Below are 23,875 nucleotides of genomic sequence, written 5' to 3'. Positions count from 1 at the left end.
TTTTATTTTTCTAAATCTTTATCCTGCTTATTCGTTTTGCTCTTTATTTTTAATTTTTCTTCATATTTGTACATTATTATTTTCCCTTTTTTAACATTCTTATGTTGACTTTTACACTTTGTATTTTATAATTTTTTACTACAATTAAATTTAATATTTTTTATCCGCTGAATTGATTCAAATTCTGTCTATTTCTTTTTATTTTTTTATCCCATTTTCCTGAGTTTGACACTATTATTATCAACAAAATTCTAAAAAGTAGAATTATTCAAAAAATAGCTATTGTTAACTTTTTATAAAAAGAGAAATTAGCCACACACCTCCTCCTTTTTGGCTTTTCATGCGTGTTTTAGGAGATTATTTTTTTAAATTCATCTAATTCCATCATTTTTTTCGGTTTTTCTATTTTTAATGTTTTTAATATGGCTTTTTGAAAATCGTTTAAATTGGCTCTTAATGCAAATAATTTGTCTTTTAATCTTATTTCAGAGTATTCCATTTTTTTTATAGCTTCTCTTATTTTTTCATGAGAGTATTCAATATTATTTTTTTCCAGTTCTAATTCTAATGTTCTTTGAATTATGTAAGATATGAAACTCATTACAATATGTCCTTTTATTCTTTTCGGTGTCCAATGAAATACCGGTCTTGTTTCAAGATAATTTTTTAATGTTCTGAATGTTTCTTCTACTTTCCATAATGTATGATATTGTTCTAATATTTCTTTTGGCGATAGTTTTGTGTTTGTTATTATTCCATAGTATCCATCGTATTTTTCATCATTTTCTATTTTTTCTATGTCCAGTATATAATTTTGTTTGTTCTGTTCTTTTAAATATTTTTTCGCTCCTCTTTTACTTTTGGAATCTATATTTCCTTCTTCTAACATTTTTTTCGCTTTTTCTATTAATCGTAGTCTATCTGCTCTGTCTTTTTTGGCTCTTTCTTCTGAATATATTATGAGTAATCTTTTATTTTCATATTCTACTTCTCTATATTTTATTCCTTTTGCTAGTTCTATGAATTCTCCTTCAAATATATTTACTTTTTTTATTTGTTTTATTGATTTTCCTACTATGAATTCATAATTAGAATTTTCTACTACTTCTATATTTTTTTTACTCATCATTCCTCTATCTGCTACTACTATTACTTTTCCTAATTGATATTCTTTTTTCATTTTTTCTATTGAATCTTTAAATGTATGCCCTTCAAATGTATTTCCTGCATATATATCAAAACTAACTGGCATTCTATCCTGATCTATTGACATCCCTAATACTATTTGTGATTCATTAAATTTCTTATCTTTTGAATATCCCATTTGTAATATTTCATTTGTTTGTTGTGTTTCAAACGCTAATGTCGTTACATCGTAAAATACTAAATCTACCGTTGTATTAAACAAACTTATCCTTTGATTATACATATGTTTTTCTATCGACTCTTTATTATCTGCCAATATATCCAATGTTCTGTATAACCAGTGCAGCATTACATCTTTTTCTTCCAGGTCTTTTTCTTTTTTAACTTCCACTTTGTTATATCCAAAATACTCTAAATTATTAAATATTCCCAATTTACTCTTCGGTTCTACTATTCTATTCATCACCATTATTTTTAACATTTCTTCTGCATTGTATTTTATTTCTTTATCCAGTCTTTCAAAATATCTTTTCATCTCATATCTTTCAAATATCTTATTTACTATTACTTTGGCTCCGTAATTTCTTCTTGCTATTTCTTCCATTAAATCATCTTCTATTTTTTCATATTCATCTATTTCAAATATTTTAAAAAGACTATCTACAAGTTTTGTTATATCTTTTTTACTATACTTATCTATATTTCCAAAATTTATTACTGTATGCTGTTTCACTTTTCCATTTTCTCTTTTGCTTTCCATTATCCTTAAATATCTTTTTCCTTTCACTTTTGATATTTTAGGATACATTTTAAAACATCTCCTTTCAGTGGTTGTCATATATATTATACCACCAAAAGGACTAATATATTACTAATTATAGTTAATTCTCTGTAACAAAAGTTAGCCACACAATTTTTCGACTTCCTGAAAAATACACGCCTCAAACCCGCATTCTACCGTTCCATTTCCCTTAAAATCGCCAAATTGCTGTCAAAGGCAGGAGCTATTGATATTTTAATAAAATGATTATATGAATTTTATTATGTTTTAATGGTTCTATGTAAAATCCTGAATTTCACCTTTTATTCTTTTTATCGTACTTTCTTCATTTGAAAGTACGATTTTTATTTTTCTAAATCTTTATCCTGCTTATTCGTTTTGCTCTTTATTTTAATTTTTCTTCATATTTGTACATTATTATTTTCCCTTTTTAACATTCTTATGTTGACTTTTACACTTTGTATTTTATAATTTTTACTACAATTAAATTTAATATTTTTTATCCGCTGAATTGATTCAAATTCTGTCTATTTCTTTTTATTTTTTATCCATTTTTCTTACATTTCCTTCTTTTATTTTGTTATTTCTCCAGGATTTTTGTATTATTCCCATCTCATTCCTTTGTGTAATACATTATTAATATCTTTCATCTCTCATTTATTTCTTGCTGGATGTTATTTTTGAAGAGTCTATTATTAAATTCTACCATATTATTATCATTTTTAATCCGATAAAAAGAGTCGTAATAAAAAAACAAACATAGTGAAAACAATATTTATTATAATATAAGTATATTCAATTTTATTATTTTTTATTAAAAGGGAGAGGATATTATGAAAATTGCATTTTTTAGTACAAAAAATATGATATTGATTTTTTTGATTTTGCAAATAAAAAATATAACTTTGATATTAAATATTTTGAAGCTAAATTAAATGAAAAAACAGCTATTTTAGCTAAAGATTATGAAGTTGTTTGTGCGTTTGTAAATGATAATTTAAATAGAGATGTGTTAAAAACATTAAAAGAAAATGGTACAAAATTAATTGCTTTAAGATCCGCAGGCTTTAATCATGTTGACTTAGATGCAGCTAAAGAATTTTCTTTAAAAGTTGTTCGTGTACCATCATATTCTCCATATGCTGTAGCAGAACATACAATTGCATTAATTTTATCATTAAATAGAAAAATACATAAGACATATTTTAGAGTTAAAGAAAATAATTTTTCTTTAGATGGATTGCTTGGATTTGATTTACATGGTAAAACTGTGGGTTTAATAGGCACAGGTAAAATCGGAAGAATTGTTGCAAATATATTAAACGGATTTGGAATGAACGTTATTGGATATGATAAATTCCCCATCCAGAATTTTCTGGCAATTATGTTGATTTAAAAACATTATTTAAAAATTCTGATATAGTTTCATTACATTGTCCATTAACCAAAGATACTCATCATATTATTAATGATAATTCCATAGAATTAATGAAACCTGGTGTTATGATTATAAATACTAGCAGAGGTGGATTAATTGATACAAAATCTGTAATTAAAGGTTTGAAAACAAGAAAAATAGGCTATTTAGGGCTTGATGTATATGAAGAGGAAAAAGAATTATTCTTTGAGAATTTATCAAATGAAATTATAGATGACGACACTTTTGTTAGATTAACAACATTTCATAATGTATTAATTACTGGACATCAAGGATTTTTTACCTATGAAGCTTTAACAAATATTGCTGAAACTACTTTAGAAAATATATACAATTTCAAAAACAATACATTAGAAAAAAATATTGTAGTATAGAGGAAAAGAAAATGAGAGAATATAAATGTAATTTTCAAGAGGCAAGCTGCATATACTCCTTTTATTGTACTTTCTCCATTTGAAAGTACGATTTTTATTTTTCTAAATCTTTATCCTGTTTATTTATTTTGTGTTTTGTTTTTGGTTTTTGGTTCCTTCTTCATACTCGTCCCAATATTTTTTTATTGTTCTTCTATCAAATCCATATATTCTACTTAATTCCGAAAAATTAGGTTTCAACCCTATCTTTCTTATTATTTCCAAATGTTTTTTCATCTTCTCCTTTTTCTCTTTCCTTATTTTCTTCTTCTCTTCATTTTTCATTTTAAAACATCCTTTCCAGTAAAAATATTATTTTACTTTTTTGTTCTTGTACATTTTTATTTTCCTCTTTTATTCATTTATATTTTAACATTTACAATATTCCAATATGGATGATTAAAAACTAAGTTGTTAATGATATCTTCTAAAAATTCATTAAACTTTACATTCCAATATGGATGATTAAAGACCAAATAGAGGTTTGGTTACAACACCACAACCACAAACATTTACATTCCAATATGGATGATTAAAGACGGTATCAAATGCTTTTAGACGTTACAAAGGATAGTAATTTACATTCCAATATGGATGATTAAAAACACAACTACACCTGCGGGCATGGAAAGATATTATCAAATTTACATTCCAATATGGATGATTAAAAACAGAAATTTCACCTTCAAAGAATGTAACTAATCCAACATTTACATTCCAATATGGATGATTAAAAACTATATGCACCATCATAATAAACTCTCAATTCTTTTGATTTACATTCCAATATGGATGATTAAAAACTCAAATGCAGAAGGTCTTATATCCAACCTTTACATATTTACATTCCAATATGGATGATTAAAAACAGTAACAACAAAAAGATTTGTAAGAAATTCGCTGACATTTACATTCCAATATGGATGATTAAAAACACTGGGGAAAAGTAGCTCAAAAAATACAAGCAATTTCATTTACATTCCAATATGGATGATTAAAAACCAAGTGCAATTGCCTTTTTATCTACACCAATTGGAAATTTACATTCCAATATGGATGATTAAAAACTTCATCTGTTTTTATTTGTTTTGCATTCTTTGTGAGATTTACATTCCAATATGGATGATTAAAAACGCGTGAATTTTGCATCTTTGTCAAGTTTGAAGTTACCATTTACATTCCAATATGGATGATTAAAAACATCGTTAATTTCAAGCCTAATTAATTGTATATCTTATTTACATTCCAATATGGATGATTAAAGACCATAAAATCACCTCAATATTATTTTTAAAAAAGGGGATTTACATTCCAATATGGATGATTAAAGACGACAGGTAGAACAGGAAATAAGGCAATTCTATAACTATTTACATTCCAATATGGATGATTAAAGACCGGAGAATCCGCAGAATCCACGAACGAGGTTGCGAATTTACATTCCAATATGGATGATTAAAGACATGCTGGTATAAAAACAAGTCATTGGCAACATCTTTATTTACATTCCAATATGGATGATTAAAGACTATTTATTTCTATTGTCATATTTGGAGTTCATTACAGATTTACATTCCAATATGGATGATTAAAGACGTTAATGGAGTAAAAGATATTGATTATAATACACAATTTACATTCCAATATGGATGATTAAAGACCAGAGGGTAAAATATCTTTTATATAATCTTATATCAATTTACATTCCAATATGGATGATTAAAGACAATTTTAATAAAGAAATAAAACAAAGGTGGTTTGATATTTACATTCCAATATGGATGATTAAAGACAGTATTGGAAGCAACTATTTAAAATCGGCAACAGAATTTACATTCCAATATGGATGATTAAAGACCCTTTTATATATCAGATTTATGACATGGCGGCTGAAATTTACATTCCAATATGGATGATTAAAGACAATTTATATTTTAAAATCTTTAATTGACGCAGAAATATTTACATTCCAATATGGATGATTAAAGACTCAAATTGTTTGGTTTTTCTGTTTGGTTTCTTTGGATTTACATTCCAATATGGATGATTAAAGACGGAAATAATAAAATTACATTAACAACACCTTTAACATTTACATTCCAATATGGATGATTAAAGACGGAAATAATAAAATTACATTAACAACACCTTTAACATTTACATTCCAATATGGATGATTAAAGACATTATATAAAGTTTCGTCAGCCACAAGCCCCAAAACAATTTACATTCCAATATGGATGATTAAAGACGAATTACATTTCTAATTTCTTCAACACCTGAAAATATTTACATTCCAATATGGATGATTAAAGACTTTATATTTTAAAATCTTTAATTGACGCAGAAATATTTACATTCCAATATGGATGATTAAAGACTAAGCGGTCCCGGAACTGGAACATCAGACTCAATTTATTTACATTCCAATATGGATGATTAAAGACTGTCTTAATTTTTGATGGATACTTAGCCTCGATTGAATTTACATTCCAATATGGATGATTAAAGACATTTGTAACTTTTAACTCAATTTCACGAGCTTTTAATTTACATTCCAATATGGATGATTAAAGACCTTCATCAATTTTTCTATTCTTTCATACATTGTTTTATTTACATTCCAATATGGATGATTAAAGACTTAGAACGAGCAGGGACGTATTGTCAAAAAAAATTATTTACATTCCAATATGGATGATTAAAGACTTTAGAACGAGCAGGGACGTATTGTCAAAAAAAATTATTTACATTCCAATATGGATGATTAAAGACAAAAATAATACACATTTTATTGTATTTTATTTATAAATTTACATTCCAATATGGATGATTAAAGACATTTTCCACCCTCCCGTCCGCTTGTTCCCAATGCAGATTTACATTCCAATATGGATGATTAAAGACTATAACTCTTGATAAGTTTAAAGTATATAATTCAATTTACATTCCAATATGGATGATTAAAGACTTAATTCAGACAACCCATTTGCATATGATAATAACATTTACATTCCAATATGGATGATTAAAGACAGATATCAAATGCTTTTGGAAGTTACGAAAGATAGTAATTTACATTCCAATATGGATGATTAAAGACTATTTTACTATACCAAATCTAATATAAGCCGATTTAAATTTACATTCCAATATGGATGATTAAAGACCTGTTGTAACATCCATGCTTGAACAGCCGTCTGTGAAATTTACATTCCAATATGGATGATTAAAGACTCCTTAAATCTTGGTATATAACCGGTTGCATGATTATTTACATTCCAATATGGATGATTAAAGACTTAGAAACTTAACTTATTAAAAAAAGGGGAATGAATTTACATTCCAATATGGATGATTAAAGACTAAATAGTAAAGTAGTTAAAAAAATTTTGATGAAATAATTTACATTCCAATATGGATGATTAAAGACTGGTGTCTCGATTGCACATTTTTCTGTAGTTAGCCTATTTACATTCCAATATGGATGATTAAAGACTACCTACAAGTTAGGGTTCTCTTCAGGTGAACCCTACATTTACATTCCAATATGGATGATTAAAGACGAGTTTTAAAATTCTTTTTAATGACTTTTGAATTGTATTTACATTCCAATATGGATGATTAAAGACCAGATACAAGTGATAATATTTTAGCTTGGTTAAGTCATTTACATTCCAATATGGATGATTAAAGACGCTTCTGGAATTTGAACGTCGTCGTCGTCCTCTTCAATTTACATTCCAATATGGATGATTAAAGACTTAAAACTAAAATTTGCAGTAGAACAATTTGCTAAATTTACATTCCAATATGGATGATTAAAGACCAGGTCTTATCTTTTTCCTGAGTTTGACACTATTATTATCAACAAAATTCTAAAAAGTAGAATTATTCAAAAAATAGCTATTGTTAACTTTTTATAAAAAGAGAAATTAGCCACACACCTCCTCCTTTTTGGCTTTTCATGCGTGTTTTAGGAGATTATTTTTTTAAATTCATCTAATTCCATCATTTTTTTCGGTTTTTCTATTTTTAATGTTTTTAATATGGCTTTTTGAAAATCGTTTAAATTGGCTCTTAATGCAAATAATTTGTCTTTTAATCTTATTTCAGAGTATTCCATTTTTTTTATAGCTTCTCTTATTTTTCATGAGAGTATTCAATATTATTTTTTTCCAGTTCTAATTCTAATGTTCTTTGAATTATGTAAGATATGAAACTCATTACAATATGTCCTTTTATTCTTTTCGGTGTCCAATGAAATACCGGTCTTGTTTCAAGATAATTTTTTAATGTTCTGAATGTTTCTTCTACTTTCCATAATGTATGATATTGTTCTAATATTTCTTTTGGAGATAGTTTTGTGTTTGTTATTATTCCATAGTATCCATCGTATTTTTCATCATTTTCTATTTTTTCTATGTCCAATATATAATTTTGTTTGTTCTGTTCTTTTAAATATTTTTCGCTCCTCTTTTACTTTTTGAATCTATATTTCCTTCTTCTAACATTTTTTTCGCTTTTTCTATTAATCGTAGTCTATCTGCTCTGTCTTTTTTGGCTCTTTCTTCTGAATATATTATGAGTAATCTTTTATTTTCATATTCTACTTCTCTATATTTTATTCCTTTTGCTATTTCTATGAATTCTCCTTCAAATATATTTACTTTTTTTAACTGTTTTATTGATTTTCCTACTATGAATTCATAATTAGAATTTTCTACTACTTCTATATTTTTTTTACTCATCATTCCTCTATCTGCTACTACTATTACTTTTCCTAATTGATATTCTTTTTTCATTTTTTCTATTGAATCTTTAAATGTATGCCCTTCAAATGTATTTCCTGCATATATATCAAAACTAACTGGCATTCTATCCTGATCTATTGACATCCCTAATACTACTTGCGACTCATTAAATTTCTTATCCTTTGAATATCCCATTTGTAATATTTCATTTGTTTGTTGTGTTTCAAACGCTAATGTTGTTACATCGTAAAATACTAAATCTACCGTTGTATTAAACAAACTTATCCTTTGATTATACATATGTTTTTCTATCGACTCTTTATTATCTGCTAATATATCCAATGTTCTGTATAACCAGTGCAACATTACATCTTTTTCTTCCAGGTCTTTTTCTTTTTTAACTTCCACTTTGTTATATCCAAAATACTCTAAATTATTAAATATTCCCAATTTACTCTTCGGTTCTACTATTCTATTCATCACCATTATTTTTAACATTTCTTCTGCATTGTATTTTATTTCTTTATCCAGTCTTTCAAAATATCTTTTCATCTCATATCTTTCAAATATCTTATTTACTATTACTTTGGCTCCGTAATTTCTTCTTGCTATTTCTTCCATTAAATCATCTTCTATTTTTTCATATTCATCTATTTCAAATATTTTAAAAAGACTATCTACAAGTTTTGTTATATCTTTTTTACTATACTTATCTATATTTCCAAAATTTATTACTGTATGCTGTTTCACTTTTCCATTTTCTCTTTTGCTTTCCATTATCCTTAAATATCTTTTTCCTTTCACTTTTGATATTTTAGGATACATTTTAAAACATCTCCTTTCAGTGGTTGTCATATATATTATACCACCAAAAGGACTAATATATTACTAATTATAGTTAATTCTCTGTAACAAAAGTTAGCCACACAATTTTTCGACTTCCTGAAAAATACACGCCTCAAACCCGCATTCTACCGTTCCATTTCCCTTAAAATCGCCAAATTGCTGTCAAAGGCAGGAGATACAAGTGATAATATTTTAGCTTGGTTAAGTCATTTACATTCCAATATGGATGATTAAAGACGCTTCTGGAATTTGAACGTCGTCGTCGTCCTCTTCAATTTACATTCCAATATGGATGATTAAAGACTTAAAACTAAAATTTGCAGTAGAACAATTTGCTAAATTTACATTCCAATATGGATGATTAAAGACCAGGTCTTATCTTTTTATCCACGATAACACCGTTTGCATTTACATTCCAATATGGATGATTAAAGACGCAAAATCATAAATATTTGCAAATCCGTATTTGTTATTTACATTCCAATATGGATGATTAAAGACAAAAGCATTGGGCGTTGATGCAAATACATTATTACGATTTACATTCCAATATGGATGATTAAAGACTAGAAAAATCTTTTTTTGATTAATTTATTTATTTTTATTTACATTCCAATATGGATGATTAAAGACAGAATGGAATTATAAATTAATGGTATTGCAAATTAATTTACATTCCAATATGGATGATTAAAGACCAAAATCCAATTAAACACCGAACTTTTCGGATACAAATTTACATTCCAATATGGATGATTAAAGACTAATGATGGAAGTAGATATACAGCATGGGAAGCAATATTTACATTCCAATATGGATGATTAAAGACTCGTTATATATTAAATATAATTTTAGACTATATTTTAAACTTATTTTTGTCTATGCTAATAAAATATATTAAATTTTTAATCTTTTATTATATCAAAATCTCAAAATATGCTTTGTATGCTTATTTTATAAATTGTCGATATATGGATATTTTTTATACTTCCCTTATCGACAACTATAAAAAATTTGAAGTTTTATCTTCTTTATTACCCCAAAATTCTTTATTTAACCATCTTTCATTACGGCTTTGAAAAACTATAATAGAATCTACATCTTTTCTAATTACATTTTCTAATTCTTTTCTTAATTTAAAGATTTCGGATTTTGTTAACTCTCCCTCAAAAACAGAATTTTGTATATGATACAAATATTTTTTACATATTTTAAATACCTTTGGTAATATTTTTTCTCCTTTACCATCATCGTCAAATTTAATATCATATACTAATATAATGTACATATTTACCACCACAACATAAATCCTTCATAATTTTTCTCTCCTAATATATGTTTTATTAACTTATAACACTCTAATCTTATTAAATATTTGTATGAAACCTTCTTATTTAAAGATTTATGCATTATTGTATTTTTTAATTTTTCATCATACATTTTAAGAATTGTTTTTCTGGCATTCTCTTTTAAATATAATCCATTTAACTCTTTTACAAAATCCTTCTCACCAATTATTTTTTTATTCAATAATAAAAAAATAAGTCTATCTCCTATTAATGGTTTAAATATTTCCGAAACATCCAAACTTAAAGAAAATCTTCTTTCTCCTGGTTCGTGTAAATAACTTATTGTAGGGTTTAAATAAGTTTTATATATTTCCGAAAGAGTTGTTGTATATATCAGAGAATTAATAAATGATATTAAGGTGTTTACTATATTATCTGGAGGTCTTTTAATTCTTTTTTCTAAAGGATGATCAATAATATTTTCCCATGACATATAATAAGTTTCTCTAATATTTCCTTCTATTCCCATTAATTGAGAAATATTATTCTGAGCTTCTATTTTTTTCCTTAAATATGTTATTTCATTAATATATGTTTTAAGATTTTCTTTCCTGGAATTATAATATCTTAAATTTCTAAATATATTAAATGATGCAGCTTCAATAATTTTTTTCGCAAGATATAATCTTTTCATATTATCGAGATAATATTCAACTTGTTTGATTAATATCTTTCCCGATATTTGTTTTTCTTTTGGAATATAGCTTCCAGAATAATATCCATAATAGTTAAAAAAATGCACCAATATGTTTTTCTGAGATAAAAAATCTAATAGTTTACTATTTAAAGCTATTTCACTAAAAACATAAATATCGTCAACAACTTCTATAGGAATATATGATTTCCCATTTTTATTAATTAATATTAAACTATTATCTTTTCTTTGCAATTTTCCGCTTGAAAAAATATATATACTTCTTTTCATAATTATATATAGCAAAATTCATAAAAAGCACATTTTTTACATACCTTTATTTGTTGTATTTTACCTGGTATTTTTTCAGAATTCTTTATTGATTTTATTTCATTAATTACATTTTCGATATATTCCTTATCATCCTTTTCAAATGTAACCATAACTCTTTTTCTTAAATTTGGATAGTCTATAATACCTTCTTTTACATCTACCCCATATGAATTTAAATAATATATATAATATTTCAACTGCCAAATATTAGCCTCTTCAAATGACTGTGATTTTTTTATTTCGTGTATAATTTTTTTGTTTCTTATTAGATCTATATTAATTTCATCATTTATCATAATATTTTTTTGAGAATTTTTATAGTAATTCTCTTCTATATATTTTCCTATTTTTACATCTTCATTTTCGTCTTCCATAGAAATTCCATGAGTATAAAACCATAACTTTCTTTTACAAACAAAGTAATAATAAAATTCTATTCCTGATACCATTATTTCACCTAAAAAAAGTTGTTAAAATCTTCATTTTTACTATTATTGTATGTAATCCCCAATTCTTTTGAATAATCACAATTATGAATATGTATTTTTTCATAATTATTAACCTTTATTTCTTTTATACTATCTAATTCTCTATAATGGATAGAGGTTGTATAATTTGATAATTGCTCTTTAATCTTATATTATCCTTCTTAGATATACCTTTTTCGCTATACTTATTTATTAATTCGGTAATATAATCTTTATTTTTATCATATATATTTTTAGGAATAACTGATATAGAATCTATGTTTCTAAATATTTTAGATACATCTTTCTTTTCTAATTCATATAAATTAAATGTATTCACATATTCTAAATTATCTTTCAATTTCTTATAATATTTTGTATTTTTAATGGTGTTATAATCATATATTCTATTTATTAAATCTATTTTCTTTTTTTCACTTAAAGGTCCATCCATATTTGCTATTAAATTCTTCGATAATTCAAAAATATCTTTATAAATGATGTTTCCTACTCCCGAACATTTATCTTTTCCAACAAAAACAAAAACATTATATCCTTTGTTGTTCCAGGTTCTTTTTCTATAAACCCTACCCATTCTTTGAAATAAACCACTCAAATCCGATAATTCCGTAAATAATAAGTCAAAATCAATATCTAAAGATGCTTCTACAATTTGTGTACTTATCCATATTCCCTTGCTTTCATAATTATTTCCCAATTTAAATATTTTTCTTCTTTCTCTGCTCTATCTTGTTTTATAAATTTAGAATGAAGCAAATTTACTTCTCTATTATTAATACCTAAATTAATTAAATCCTTATAAATTTTTTGTGCTTGATTTATTGTATTACATATAACTAAAATTCTATTATTATCATATTTTTCCATTATATATTTAGCTTCAATATCGTTATTAATAACTTTTATGCTATGTCTTATATTACTATTGATAAATGGCTTTTCAGAAATAACAACATCTCTTATACTTATATCTTCAAACTCTTTTATTAGAAATTTTGGAAAAGTTGCAGTTAAAATTGAAAATTTGCCTCCAAATTGAGTAATCGTTTTTAATCCTAAAACTAAATAAGCTAATAAATCTGGTGAATACATCTGAATTTCATCGAGAACTATTTTGGAATAAGACATTGTTGCAACTTTTAATTCAAAGCCTTTATAACCATATACTATATCAAATAATTGATCCAGAGTTGTAATTGTTAAAGGCAAAGATAATTGTTTGGTTTTGGCAAAGTAATAATTAATATCTTCTATAGTTCCCTCTCTTTTTAAATATTCGGAGTAAGTGTCAGAATGTAAAATGCCAACTTTTTCAGTATTTTTATCTCTTAATATTTTTTTAGTAACTCTATCATATATTGCATTTATTGCAACTTTCAAAGGTAACGTATAAAATCCCTTATTATCACCTATCCATAATAAACCTGCTTCTGTTTTTCCCATTCCAGTTTGAGCAATTGCAATAACATTATTATTTCGTTTTTTTATCATATATTTTTGTAAATCATTCCATTGATATCCAAGTTTTCCCATACTGTTTAGTAAAAAATCATTTGGAATTTCTATAGGTATATGAGCACTGGCAGCATAATCAATTCTATTTAACAACCCTTTTAATAAAACATAATCTTTAAAATATTTATTGTCTTTATATATTCTTTCATTTGGATAAAAATATCTTGCACTAACTTTGTTCAATTTTATTTCTTTAATTTTAGAATAATTAAAGAATTTTATCAAAGATTCAATTCCTTCTTTTTTGTTATTAATCATTTTTAAATCATAATCATTAAAATCCCTTTCATGATGATACGCAATAATTTGATATAATAATTTAATTTCATCTTCTGTATATATTTTTTTCAATTCTTTTGGATTTAAAAATAATAAACTTAAAAGGGAATGAGGAATTTCATTTTTATTCCTCTTTCCCTTTTTTAGTTTTTCTTGAAAATCATTATTTATTTTCCCAAAATCATGATATATACATGCATATTCTAATAAATTCCAATTAACATGTATTTTTTTACCATATAATTTTTTTAAAATATTTAATTGTTCAAGTAAATTATCTGTATGTTCCTGTATAGTTTCTAATGGTTCCGACTTTGCTAAAAACATAAATTCACCTCTATGCAAGCAATAATACATCTCCTTCTTCATCTATAATATATTTTTCATACATATAAAAAATCAAATTTGATGCATATAACGCTTCTATTTTATTCCATTTTCTTATGATTTTTTTATTTTTCTTATTACCTATATTTTCTAAAACATAGTTTTTATTTAAAATATATCGTGTACCTGGAGATTTTATACCACTAATGGTTTTTATTTTTATGTTATCATACTTTTGAATAGGTATATAATATGAATATTCTGTTTCTATATCTTCTTCCAATTCCTCTTCTTTACATTCAACAACTTTAACTTCTCTAATTATTGCAATATCTTCTCTTCTTCCTAAGGAAGGATATTCTCTTGGATATCTTAATGATTTTTCTATTACTTCAATTAAACTTTCATCTTCAGGTACTATATGTATCATCAACTCGATGTCTACAAGCATTTCGGTTGTAGCAATTCCCTGAGTTATCCCATAACCGTTTACTGTTAATTGATGTCTGCCTTTCTCAAATTTCATTTCAGGTTTAAATTCATATCTGGTATATAAATCATTAGCTTTTGAATAGTATTTACCTGCAATACTTATTTGCATTTCTTTATACTCTTTAAAATCACATAATTTATGAACCATACCTATAACAGTGGAATATGGTGGAAGAGGATATGTTTCTCTTAATGAAAAGCTTGTCGGTATTTTATAATTAGCAGTTTCCTGCTCAATTCTTAATTTAATTGCTTTCATAATACTCCTTACCCTTTCTTTTAATAATTCAAATAATTTTGGAATAGATACGGCATTTAGTTTTTCTTTAATTTCACTCTCATTATCGAATTTTCCTTCAATAATTCCACATATTGTATTGTCTTTTACTTCCTGATATTCCAACATCGATAATAGTGGTTTAACCTTAATTTTATTATTTTCTACTTCAACTAAATTCTGGAAAAATGGATTTTTTATACTATAAACACCACCAATTGCAAACAACGGCTTTAGATCTTCTCTTCTTCCTTTAATATCTCTATATAAAAATGCTATAGTGTCTAATAATTTTTGAACTCTTTTTGATTTTTCTTCATTTGGTATTTCGATATTTTCTTTTCTATCAATACCAATTTCGTCTAAATCAATATTTATTGTATATCTATAATATGATCTGTGTATTTCTGATTGTGCTATATTCATATTCTCATTTAGTCTATCTGCTAACCCTTTGTTCGTTAAAAAATCCAGATCTCCTTTGAAGTCTTCTAAAGATATTGCATGTGATATTCTAACTTTTGCATCTCTGGTTAAACTTCCTTCACCTTTTTTTGTTTTCATATATCCAAAAAAATCTATTTCAGGATATTCAGCTATTGTTGCCTGAGGATCAAATTGTATTACTTTTTTATCTCCACTACCTTCAGCTACAACTGGAGATAATTCATATCCCAGTTGATTAACAATGTTATATCTGAGAGCTTGTCTTGAAATATATGTTTGTTGTTTCCCATCCCTTGATAATTTTTTTAATGTTGTTACATTTCCCAAACCTTCACCGAAATTTGCACTTTCTGCTTCAAAAATTATTGTTAAAGTTAATCCTTTTTTATCCATTATTTTCATCTCCTTTCTTGTATTCTCCAAATAATCCTGCTACATATGCATATCCCACAGTTTTAAAAATATCTTCATTATCTAAAGCTTCTATAATTATTTTTGGAACAGGTTTATCAACATATAAATAACAGTTCAATAATGTATCCATAAAGCTATCCTTATTATTTACTTTTAACGCATTCAACAATCTGTAAGAAATTCCAGAAAGTTTATGCTCGCTACCTTTAGATAAATAAAATTGCCTCAATAAATATCCATAATAATTTGCTTGCTTAACTTCGCTTTCATTAAACTCTTTCATATTTTTCACCTCTCTTAAATATATTAGATTTATTTTAATTATATTATTTATTGTTTTTAATGAATAATATCCATTAGTTTTATCCGATATTTTTATTCTTAAAAGATCATTTATCAAACTGTATAATTCTGTATTATTGGTTATTCTAAATATAACTTCTTCATATAACATTACTTTATCTTTATAATCTCCTTTTTTAGTTGGGAAATAATAGTTATTTATTAATTCGGTTAGCATTTTTGATGAATTATTTAATACTGATATAGTCTTTTTAGATAATATATTAAAATAATATTTTTCATTTTCCAACTTTACAATTTGAATATCAGAATATTCATATTTTTAGTTTTATTTAAATTTTCATATATACTACTTAATAATGTTTTATACGAAAACATATATTTATCATTTTCATTAATTGATTCATTATACGTTTTCATTATTATTCTTTTATTTATATTATAAATATCTTCAATTGAATGATTCAAATTGACAAAAAGTCCTTTATTGTATACATAGGTAAACCCTGCTGGGACACAGGAATACACCAATTTGCAAACTGGACATATATATGTATCATTAACAAAATTCCATACATTTGATGGTTTTCTTGCATCGTCAAATCCAATATTTCTCAAAAATGCCATATTTGTTTCTAATCTTTTCATCGGCCTATTACATGAAAAACATGTATATTTATATTTTTTCATTTCATCATCTTCTATATTTAAATACTCTAAAAATGGATCCAAAAAGTGATTTTTATAATCATTATATACATTTTTCTCTTTGGTCTGAGGATTTAAGAAACTTACTCCATCCCACGCATTTCTTATTATCATATATATTGCATTCTTTGCAGCTATATATTTTTTTGATATTGGATACTCTAAAAATTCAATTATATTTTTTAATATTAATAAATTACTTCTTACCTCATCAATACTTGAGGATTTACTTATTCTTTTTATTTTTTTATTTCTTCTAAAAAATTAAAATTATCTATTTCCTGATAAATTAAAGTGTATGCACTTTTAAAACTGGCTTTTTTAAGATTATCCTTAAATAATTTTATTATTTTATTTATTATTTCCACATCTTCTTTTGAAAATTCAATTTGTTCTAATTTTTTTTCTATAATTTCTTTGTATGAAATTAATTGATGCCAATTTAAATTCTTATAGGTATTGATAAAATAGTCAAAATATTTTTCTTCAAAGTTTTCAAATGATTCTATTTTAATTTCCAATTCATCATATTCCAGATCAAGGTTATTCTCATCTGTTCTATATCTTACATTATCTTTACCTAATATATTGATTAATCCCACTATACCAGCATTATATAACCAATCTGATAATCTTAAAGTTATTTTTTTTTCTTTTATATTTTCCATTCTCTCACCCCTAAATTATATCTACCATTCCAAAACCAGAACTTCTTTTGCTTCCAATTCCGGACTTATATATAAAATTAAGTATTTCTTTATCTCCAGTAGCCTTAAAAACTCCAAGATTACTTTTGAGTTTTTTATTGTAATTTAAAACTGTAGTCTTTTTTAAATCTAATACTTTGATATCAAAAGATTTACATCCATTTCCGAAAAGCTTATTATATTGATAGATAATGCTATTTTTTAAAATTTCAGTAGCATTTTCATCATCAAAATAATAATAATTATCTTTTTCTTTATTATGTTCTCTAATAAGAATTGGAGATAATGTTTTAATTATAATTTCATTTTTATATATATTTTTTTCTGATAATCTTATAATATTATTCAATTTTAAAATATTATTTTTCGTTGGAAAATCCTTATATTTCATAGCCCTAAAAGCATTATAAAAATGCATCCCTGTTTTATAAGAAGATGTTGAAAAAAACATTGATATATTATCATTTTCAAGCTTTATATTTTCTTCAAATCTACATTTTCCAAAATATACTGAAAAAGTATAATCTTTTAATATAGGATCTTTGTTTTTAAAGTATTCTTCAAATATTTCTTTATCATAATTTTCCAACGATTTTTTTATAAAACTCATAAATATCCTTCTATAATCCTTTGATATTACATTTGACTTTAATCGAAACACTAATTTTAATCTCATATCTTTCACCTCATTATTCGCCATGTGTTAGTGTAAATAATATCACACTATTATCATACTCTGAAAATATGAATTAAATATTTCCAAATAATTACATATTTAATAACACAAAAATATTCTGGTATAATCATATTAGGATTTTTAATAATTCATATTGGAATGTAAAATGTGTTAGTGTTAATTATGTTGAAAAATCTGTTTAATCGTCCATATTGGAATTAATATATCACCTGATATATTAATTAATAAAGACAACGAGACCATTTTAGGCCTCGTTGTCTATTTTTTAGTAATATTAACTTTTTCATCATATACATCTTCAATTTAATATATTGATATAACATAACCCATCCCCAAAAATCATAATCCCTTTTAATTATAATAAAAAAATTATTATTTGTCAAGTTGTTTCTTAATTTTTTTATCATTTAACATTATACATTATGACTCGACTCTCCAATCTTCTTTATTTTCTATTGGTTTATTATATTCATCTGGAAGTGTAAAATAGCCTATTATTTCAAATATTCCTGCTACGAAAAATAATAAAAATCCAACAAGAACTATTGAAAGAATTAAACCCCATTTTAAGAATTTTGCAGCTTTATAAAAATTTTCATTTTGAAAATAGTCACCCAATAAATTATAGGCTTTTATTTCATAAATTATTGGAAGTATTAAGGAAACTATAAAACCTATAAACATTAAAAACATATTTGGAAATTGATGCACATTTTCATTAAAAAATTCATTACTATTAAACATCATATTAGGTGATGAATAGAATAACGAACCTGTAAATGTTAAGAATCCTATTATATAAATAATAAATATTATTATACCTGGCCATAATAAATAATTAAATATTCTTTTGTCTTTCACAGCTTCACTGATTTTATAAACACCTATTAATTCTAATATAAGACCTATAAACCCAAAGTGACCCGCTAATTCTAATATTGCTCCTACCCCCGCCATAATTTTCGCATTTTTAATATTCATCTTCCCATCCTCCTTTATGTTATAAATTTTAACCTTATTAATCATTTTTTATTATAAATAAAGATATAAATAACACATTATATAATATCATAATTTTTTTGGAATTTCAATACTTGTGAAAAAATCATTTTATAAAAATAATCCAGAACCCTCAAGAGAGTTCTGGATTATTTTTATAGTTTTTTTTAGTTATTATTTTTTATTTATTCAAAAAATTCTTTTGAATATTATAGATTTTTAATAACGATAGCAGTACCCATACCGCCGCCTATACATAATGAAGCTAATCCATATTCTAAGTTTCTCTTTTTCATTTCATATAATAATGTTACTGTTATTCTATTTCCTGATGCCCTATTGGATGTCCTAATGCTATTGCTCCTCCATTTACATTTGTTCTTTCCATCATCCATTCTTCTTTTATTCCATATTTTTCTTTTAGTTCTTTTAATACTGCTATTGATTGTGCTGCAAATGCTTCGTTAAGTTCGAATAATTCCATTTGTTCTAATTTTATTCCTTTCTTTTCTACTAGGTTTGTTATTGCTGCTGCTGGCCCTATTCCCATTATACTTGGATCTACTCCACCCTGTTCATAGGCTATTATTTCTGCTAATGGTGTTAATCCATATTTTTTCACTGCACTTTCTGATGCTAGTATTATTGCACTTGCTCCGTCATTTATTCCTGATGAATTCCCTGCTGTTACTGTTCCATCTTTTTTGAATGCTGGTCTGAGTTTTGCTAATGTTTCTTTTGTTGTTCCAAATCTTGGATATTCGTCTGTGTTAAATATTATTGTTTCTTTTCTTGTTTTTACTTCTACTGGTACTATTTCATCTTTGAATTTTCCTTCTTTTATTGCTTTTTCTGCTCTTTGCTGACTTATTGCTGCAAATTCGTCCTGTTCTTCTCTTGTTAATCCATATATTTCTACTAGATTTTCCGCTGTTATTCCCATGTGATATTGATTGAATACATCTGTTAATCCATCATATACCATGTGGTCTATCATTTCTATGTTTCCAAATTTTAGCCCAAATCTTGCTTTTGCAGGCAATAGCATTGGAGCCTGTGACATGCTTTCCATTCCTGCTGTTACTACTATTTCTGAATTTCCTAATTTTATTTCATTTGCACCTAACATTATTGCTTTCATTCCACTTCCACATACCATATGTACTGTGTATGCTGGTTTTTCTACTGGTATTCCTGCATATATTGCTGCCTGTCTTGCTGGTCCCATTCCCTGTCCTGCCATTAATACGTTTCCTACTACTGTTTGATCTACTTGTTCTGGGATATTCCTGCTTGTTCTAATGCTCCTTTTATTGCTATTGCTCCTAATTCTGCTGCTTTTTTATCTTTTAATGTTCCTCCAAAACTTCCTATCGCTGTTCTTTTCGCTCCTACTATATATACTTTTTCCATTTTCTTTTCCCCTTTTGTTTCTTCTTTTTTATTTTAATTTTTATAATACTAATCCTCCATCTACTCCTATTACCTGCCCTGTTATAAAACTACTTTCGTCACTTGCTAAGAATAATGCTGTGTTTGCTATTTCTTCTGGTTCTCCCATTCTTTGTAATACTGTTTTGCTTTTTACTAATTCTATTACTTTTTCTGGTAAGTTTTCTGTCATTGGTGTTTTTATAAATCCTGGAGCTATTGCGTTTACTCTTACCTGAGCTCCTTTTCTTGCAAATTCTTTTGCCCATGTTTTTGTCATTGCTATTACTCCACCTTTTGTTGCTGCATAATTTGTTTGTCCTATATTTCCATATACTCCCACTACTGATGATATGTTTATTATTGAGCCTTTTCCTGCTTTCATCATTTCTGGTCCAAATTGTTGTGTCATGTTAAATACTCCTTTTAAATTTACGTCTATTACCATATCCCAATCTTCTTCTGTCATTTTTTGTATTAATGCATCTCTTGTTATCCCTGCATTGTTTACTAATACATCTACTTTTCCTTCTTCTTCCATTACTTTATTTTTAAATTCTGCTATTGCTTTTCTATCTGTTACACTTAGCTTATATCCTTTTACATTTTCATATTTTTCTTCTAATTCTTTTAATGCTTCTTCATTTAAATCACATGCATATACTTTTTTGGCTCCTTCTTTTGCAAATTTTTCTACCATTGCTCTTCCTAATCCTCTTGCTCCTCCTGTTACTATACATACTTTTCCTTCCATTCTCATTATTCTTTTCCTCCTTTATCTTTTTCTTGTATTCTTCTATACATTTCTTGAGCAATATATGAAGCTACATCATCCGCATATGTATTTGCTCCAAATCCAGCATCATACCCAATTTCTTTTACTAATTCATGAGTAATTCTAGGACCTCCTGCTATTAAAATTACTTTATCTCTTATACCTTCCGCTTCTAATAATTCAACTAATTCTGTTAGATTTTTTATGTGAATATTTTTTTGTGTTACTGTTTGAGATACAAGCAATACATCTGCGTTAAATTCTATTGCCTTAGCTACAAATTCTTCATTTGGCACCTGACTTCCCATGTTTAATGTTTCAAACATTTCATATCTTTCTAAACCATAATGTCCTGCATAACCTTTCATGTTCATAATAGCATCTATACCAACTGTGTGTGCATCTGTTCCTGTACTTGCACCTATTACTCTTATTTTTCTTCCTATATTTTTTTGATAAATTCATCTGTTTCTTCCATTGACCATGTTGTTGATTCAACTTTTGGTACATGGATAGCTGTGTAATCCACTGTATGGGTACAACTGCCATAGGCTATAAAGAAGGTAAAACCTTTGGTTAATTCTTTGTGATAAACTATCATTGGTTCATCAAAACCCATTTTTATCATCAATTGTTTTGCTGCTTCAACTGCTTCATCTCCATCTGGAACTGGTAATGTAAAACTTAATTGTGTTTTTCCATCATTCATTGTATCCCCATATGGTTTTATTGCTTTTAAATTTAATGTTTTATCAAAATCTTTTTTTTCTGTAGAATATAATCCTCCACTCATGGTCTTTCAGCCTCCAACATTTTTTTGATAAATGGATTGAAGTAATTTTTACCTTTTTCGAATACTCCATCTAAACCTTTTCCACCATCAATTGGTCTTTTTATGTTTGCAAATGTTCCTTTTGATAAGGATATAAATAATCCATCATGAACCATTTTTTCTAATAATTTTATTGATTCATCCAATACCTGTTGAGCTCTTTTTTGTATTATTCCATCTTTCTTAAATTCTATTTCATCTCCTATATTTTTTAAATTATTGAATATATATCTTGCATTTTCTATTGATAGATATCTATCTGACATGAATGGTGTGTGAATAGCTTCTGTTAACATACCTAATAACTGTATTCCCTGATGTGTCCATATGGATATGACATTAAATAATGCATCTTGAACATGTCCTCTGAATATGTTACCTGTCATATATTTTGTAGGTGGCATGTATTTTAATGGTGCTTTTGGGAATATTTCTCTTAGCATTTGTGCCTGAGCTAATTCGTATAAGAAACCATTTGTAAGATCCGGATTCATTTCAAAAGCATGTCCTAATCCCATTTGTTCTTCTGGAATACCTGCTATTAATGCAAGTTGTTCATTTATTAAATCTGAGGTTAGAACTGTATGTGCTTCTTCATATGCATCTGCAGTTGTTAAATAATTATCTTCACCTGTATTTATAATAATTCCTGAGAAACCATTTATCACTCTTGAGAAATATTGATCTATTATTGTTCTTTTCATATTTATATCTCTAAATAATATGCCATATAATGCATCATTTAACATTACATCTAACCTTTCCATAGCGCCCATTGCTGCTATTTCTGGCATACATAATCCTGATGCATAGTTAACCAATCTTATATATCTTCCAACTTCTTCTCCAACCTCATCAAGGGCCTTTCTCATTATTCTGAAATTTTCCTGTGTTGCCATTGTTCCACCAAAACCTTCTGTTGTTGGTCCGTATGGAACATAATCCAACAAGCTTTGACCTGTTGTTCTTATAACTGCTATGATGTCCGCACCCTGTCTTGCGGCTGCCTGGGCCTGAACTACATCTTCATATATGTTACCTGTAGCAACTATTACATATAAATATGGTTGTGGACCTTCGCCTAATTTTTCTAAGTATTCATTTCTTTTTTTTCTATTATCCTGAATCCTTTTTATCATTTTATCTACAAATGGAGTTAATGCTTCTTCAACTTTATCCATGGAATAGATCTTTACTTTTGATAAATCTATTTCTTCTTTAGCTACTTTTTCTGCTATTTCCTGAGGTGTTAATCCTGTTTCTATTATTGCATTACCCAATAAAAATGCTGCTCCATGTTCTAATAATCCTTTTTCTTTTATATGATCAACCACTACATTTGGTAATGGAACTTCATTTTCATCGATTCCATCAATACCCAATAATCTACATATTGTTCTTTCTACAGAAACTGTAGATCTTTTTTCAACAAAATCCTGTACATCATCTGCTATTTTTTTTGCTAAACTTCTTGCATATTCTACTTTTT

At 26.3% G+C, this 23,875-nt stretch carries 12 protein-coding genes, 8 pseudogenes and 2 CRISPR repeat arrays; of the genes and pseudogenes, 1 reads left to right on the top strand and 19 read right to left on the bottom strand.

The genetic code is table 11. From position 1 onward, the window contains the following. Positions 1-349 precede the first annotated feature (349 nt). On the bottom strand, positions 350-1,984 hold the full coding sequence (locus tag DJ007_RS09040; RefSeq protein WP_129409300.1) for an IS1634 family transposase: 1,635 nt from the start codon (positions 1,982-1,984) through the stop codon (positions 350-352). Positions 1,985-2,760: 776 nt separating this feature from the next. On the opposite strand from DJ007_RS09040, the pseudogene DJ007_RS20265 reads away from it, so the two are divergent. Next, positions 2,761-3,739, top strand: a pseudogene (locus DJ007_RS20265) (2-hydroxyacid dehydrogenase). Between the two features lie 123 nt (positions 3,740-3,862). Here DJ007_RS20265 and DJ007_RS09030 read toward each other — a convergent pair. The 18 genes and pseudogenes from DJ007_RS09030 to kamD all read right to left on the bottom strand — a co-directional run. Next, a complete protein-coding gene (locus DJ007_RS09030; RefSeq protein WP_129409299.1) occupies positions 3,863-4,063 on the bottom strand; it encodes a hypothetical protein in 201 nt (66 codons plus the stop codon). A gap of 92 nt (positions 4,064-4,155) precedes the next feature. Beyond that, a CRISPR array of direct repeats spans positions 4,156-7,607; the repeat unit is 30 nt; unit sequence ATTTACATTCCAATATGGATGATTAAAGAC. Between the two features lie 147 nt (positions 7,608-7,754). After that, positions 7,755-9,282, bottom strand: a pseudogene (locus DJ007_RS09020) (IS1634 family transposase). Beyond that, positions 9,256-9,357, bottom strand: a pseudogene (locus DJ007_RS21065) (IS1634 family transposase N-terminal domain-related protein); the annotation flags it as partial. The pseudogenes DJ007_RS09020 and DJ007_RS21065, both read right to left, overlap by 27 nt. A 229-nt stretch (positions 9,358-9,586) precedes the next feature. Continuing rightward, a CRISPR array of direct repeats spans positions 9,587-10,208; the repeat unit is 30 nt; unit sequence ATTTACATTCCAATATGGATGATTAAAGAC. A gap of 174 nt (positions 10,209-10,382) precedes the next feature. After that, a complete protein-coding gene (gene cas2 / locus DJ007_RS09015; protein WP_129409296.1) occupies positions 10,383-10,667 on the bottom strand; it encodes a CRISPR-associated endonuclease Cas2 in 285 nt (94 codons plus the stop codon). A gap of 2 nt (positions 10,668-10,669) precedes the next feature. Continuing rightward, positions 10,670-11,653 (bottom strand): type I-B CRISPR-associated endonuclease Cas1b, encoded by a 984-nt coding sequence (gene cas1b / locus DJ007_RS09010; RefSeq protein ID WP_129409295.1) that lies wholly within the window; start codon positions 11,651-11,653, stop codon positions 10,670-10,672. Between the two features lie 2 nt (positions 11,654-11,655). Next, positions 11,656-12,144: a CRISPR-associated protein Cas4 gene (cas4, locus tag DJ007_RS09005; RefSeq protein ID WP_129409294.1), complete on the bottom strand. Its 489-nt coding sequence runs from the start codon at positions 12,142-12,144 to the stop codon at positions 11,656-11,658. Between the two features lie 133 nt (positions 12,145-12,277). After that, positions 12,278-14,304 (bottom strand): annotated as a pseudogene (gene cas3 / locus DJ007_RS09000) (CRISPR-associated helicase Cas3'). Positions 14,305-14,314: 10 nt separating this feature from the next. Further along, a pseudogene (gene cas5 / locus DJ007_RS20820) lies at positions 14,315-14,995 on the bottom strand (CRISPR-associated protein Cas5); the annotation flags it as partial. A gap of 46 nt (positions 14,996-15,041) precedes the next feature. Then, a pseudogene (gene cas7i / locus DJ007_RS20815) lies at positions 15,042-15,913 on the bottom strand (type I-B CRISPR-associated protein Cas7/Cst2/DevR). Beyond that, positions 15,906-16,526 (bottom strand): hypothetical protein, encoded by a 621-nt coding sequence (locus tag DJ007_RS08990; protein ID WP_129409292.1) that lies wholly within the window; start codon positions 16,524-16,526, stop codon positions 15,906-15,908. The pseudogene cas7i and the gene DJ007_RS08990 overlap by 8 nt, the downstream one beginning before the upstream one ends. A 2-nt stretch (positions 16,527-16,528) precedes the next feature. Next, positions 16,529-17,059, bottom strand: coding sequence for a type I-B CRISPR-associated protein Cas8b1/Cst1 (gene cas8a1, locus DJ007_RS08985; RefSeq protein ID WP_129409291.1), 531 nt, complete (start codon positions 17,057-17,059; stop codon positions 16,529-16,531). Between the two features lie 125 nt (positions 17,060-17,184). After that, positions 17,185-17,613: a hypothetical protein gene (locus tag DJ007_RS08980; RefSeq protein ID WP_129409290.1), complete on the bottom strand. Its 429-nt coding sequence runs from the start codon at positions 17,611-17,613 to the stop codon at positions 17,185-17,187. A 10-nt stretch (positions 17,614-17,623) separates the two neighbouring features. After that, on the bottom strand, positions 17,624-18,328 hold the full coding sequence (gene cas6 / locus DJ007_RS08975; RefSeq protein ID WP_165974094.1) for a CRISPR-associated endoribonuclease Cas6: 705 nt from the start codon (positions 18,326-18,328) through the stop codon (positions 17,624-17,626). A gap of 441 nt (positions 18,329-18,769) precedes the next feature. Next, complete coding sequence (locus tag DJ007_RS08970) at positions 18,770-19,330, bottom strand: DUF996 domain-containing protein (RefSeq protein WP_165974093.1); 561 nt, start codon at positions 19,328-19,330, stop codon at positions 18,770-18,772. A 227-nt stretch (positions 19,331-19,557) separates the two neighbouring features. Then, positions 19,558-20,761 (bottom strand): annotated as a pseudogene (locus DJ007_RS08965) (acetyl-CoA C-acetyltransferase). A gap of 40 nt (positions 20,762-20,801) precedes the next feature. After that, positions 20,802-21,539, bottom strand: a complete 738-nt coding sequence (gene fabG, locus DJ007_RS08960; RefSeq protein ID WP_129409287.1) for a 3-oxoacyl-[acyl-carrier-protein] reductase — start codon at positions 21,537-21,539, stop codon at positions 20,802-20,804. Beyond that, positions 21,539-22,347, bottom strand: a pseudogene (gene kamE / locus DJ007_RS20260) (lysine 5,6-aminomutase subunit beta). The gene fabG and the pseudogene kamE overlap by 1 nt, the downstream one beginning before the upstream one ends. After that, positions 22,344-23,875, bottom strand: a 1,532-nt coding sequence (gene kamD / locus DJ007_RS08950) for a lysine 5,6-aminomutase subunit alpha (protein WP_129409286.1), incomplete at its 5' end; no start/stop codon positions are given. The gene kamD and the pseudogene kamE, both read right to left, overlap by 4 nt.

Origin of the sequence: Marinitoga lauensis (assembly GCF_004135675.1) — a bacterium.
In the GTDB taxonomy this organism is placed as follows: Bacteria; Thermotogota; Thermotogae; order Petrotogales; family Petrotogaceae; genus Marinitoga; species Marinitoga lauensis.
The sequence above is the reverse complement of the archived record's forward strand: the minus strand, read 5'-3'. Positions and strand labels throughout refer to the sequence as shown.

Bases quoted from the DNA above. Each gene is read 5' to 3' on its own strand.
- DJ007_RS09040 (WP_129409300.1), bottom strand. From the start codon at position 1,984: ATGACAACCACTGAAAGGAGATGTTTTAAAATGTATCCTAAAATATCA.
- DJ007_RS09030 (WP_129409299.1), bottom strand. From the start codon at position 4,063: ATGAAAAATGAAGAGAAGAAGAAAATAAGGAAAGAGAAAAAGGAGAAG.
- cas2 (WP_129409296.1), bottom strand. From the start codon at position 10,667: ATGTACATTATATTAGTATATGATATTAAATTTGACGATGATGGTAAA.
- cas1b (WP_129409295.1), bottom strand. From the start codon at position 11,653: ATGAAAAGAAGTATATATATTTTTTCAAGCGGAAAATTGCAAAGAAAA.
- cas4 (WP_129409294.1), bottom strand. From the start codon at position 12,144: ATGGTATCAGGAATAGAATTTTATTATTACTTTGTTTGTAAAAGAAAG.
- cas8a1 (WP_129409291.1), bottom strand. From the start codon at position 17,059: ATGATAATAAGAAATGCGTGGGATGGAGTAAGTTTCTTAAATCCTCAG.
- DJ007_RS08980 (WP_129409290.1), bottom strand. From the start codon at position 17,613: ATGGAAAATATAAAAGAAAAAAAAATAACTTTAAGATTATCAGATTGG.
- cas6 (WP_165974094.1), bottom strand. From the start codon at position 18,328: ATGAGATTAAAATTAGTGTTTCGATTAAAGTCAAATGTAATATCAAAG.
- DJ007_RS08970 (WP_165974093.1), bottom strand. From the start codon at position 19,330: ATGAATATTAAAAATGCGAAAATTATGGCGGGGGTAGGAGCAATATTA.
- fabG (WP_129409287.1), bottom strand. From the start codon at position 21,539: ATGAGAATGGAAGGAAAAGTATGTATAGTAACAGGAGGAGCAAGAGGA.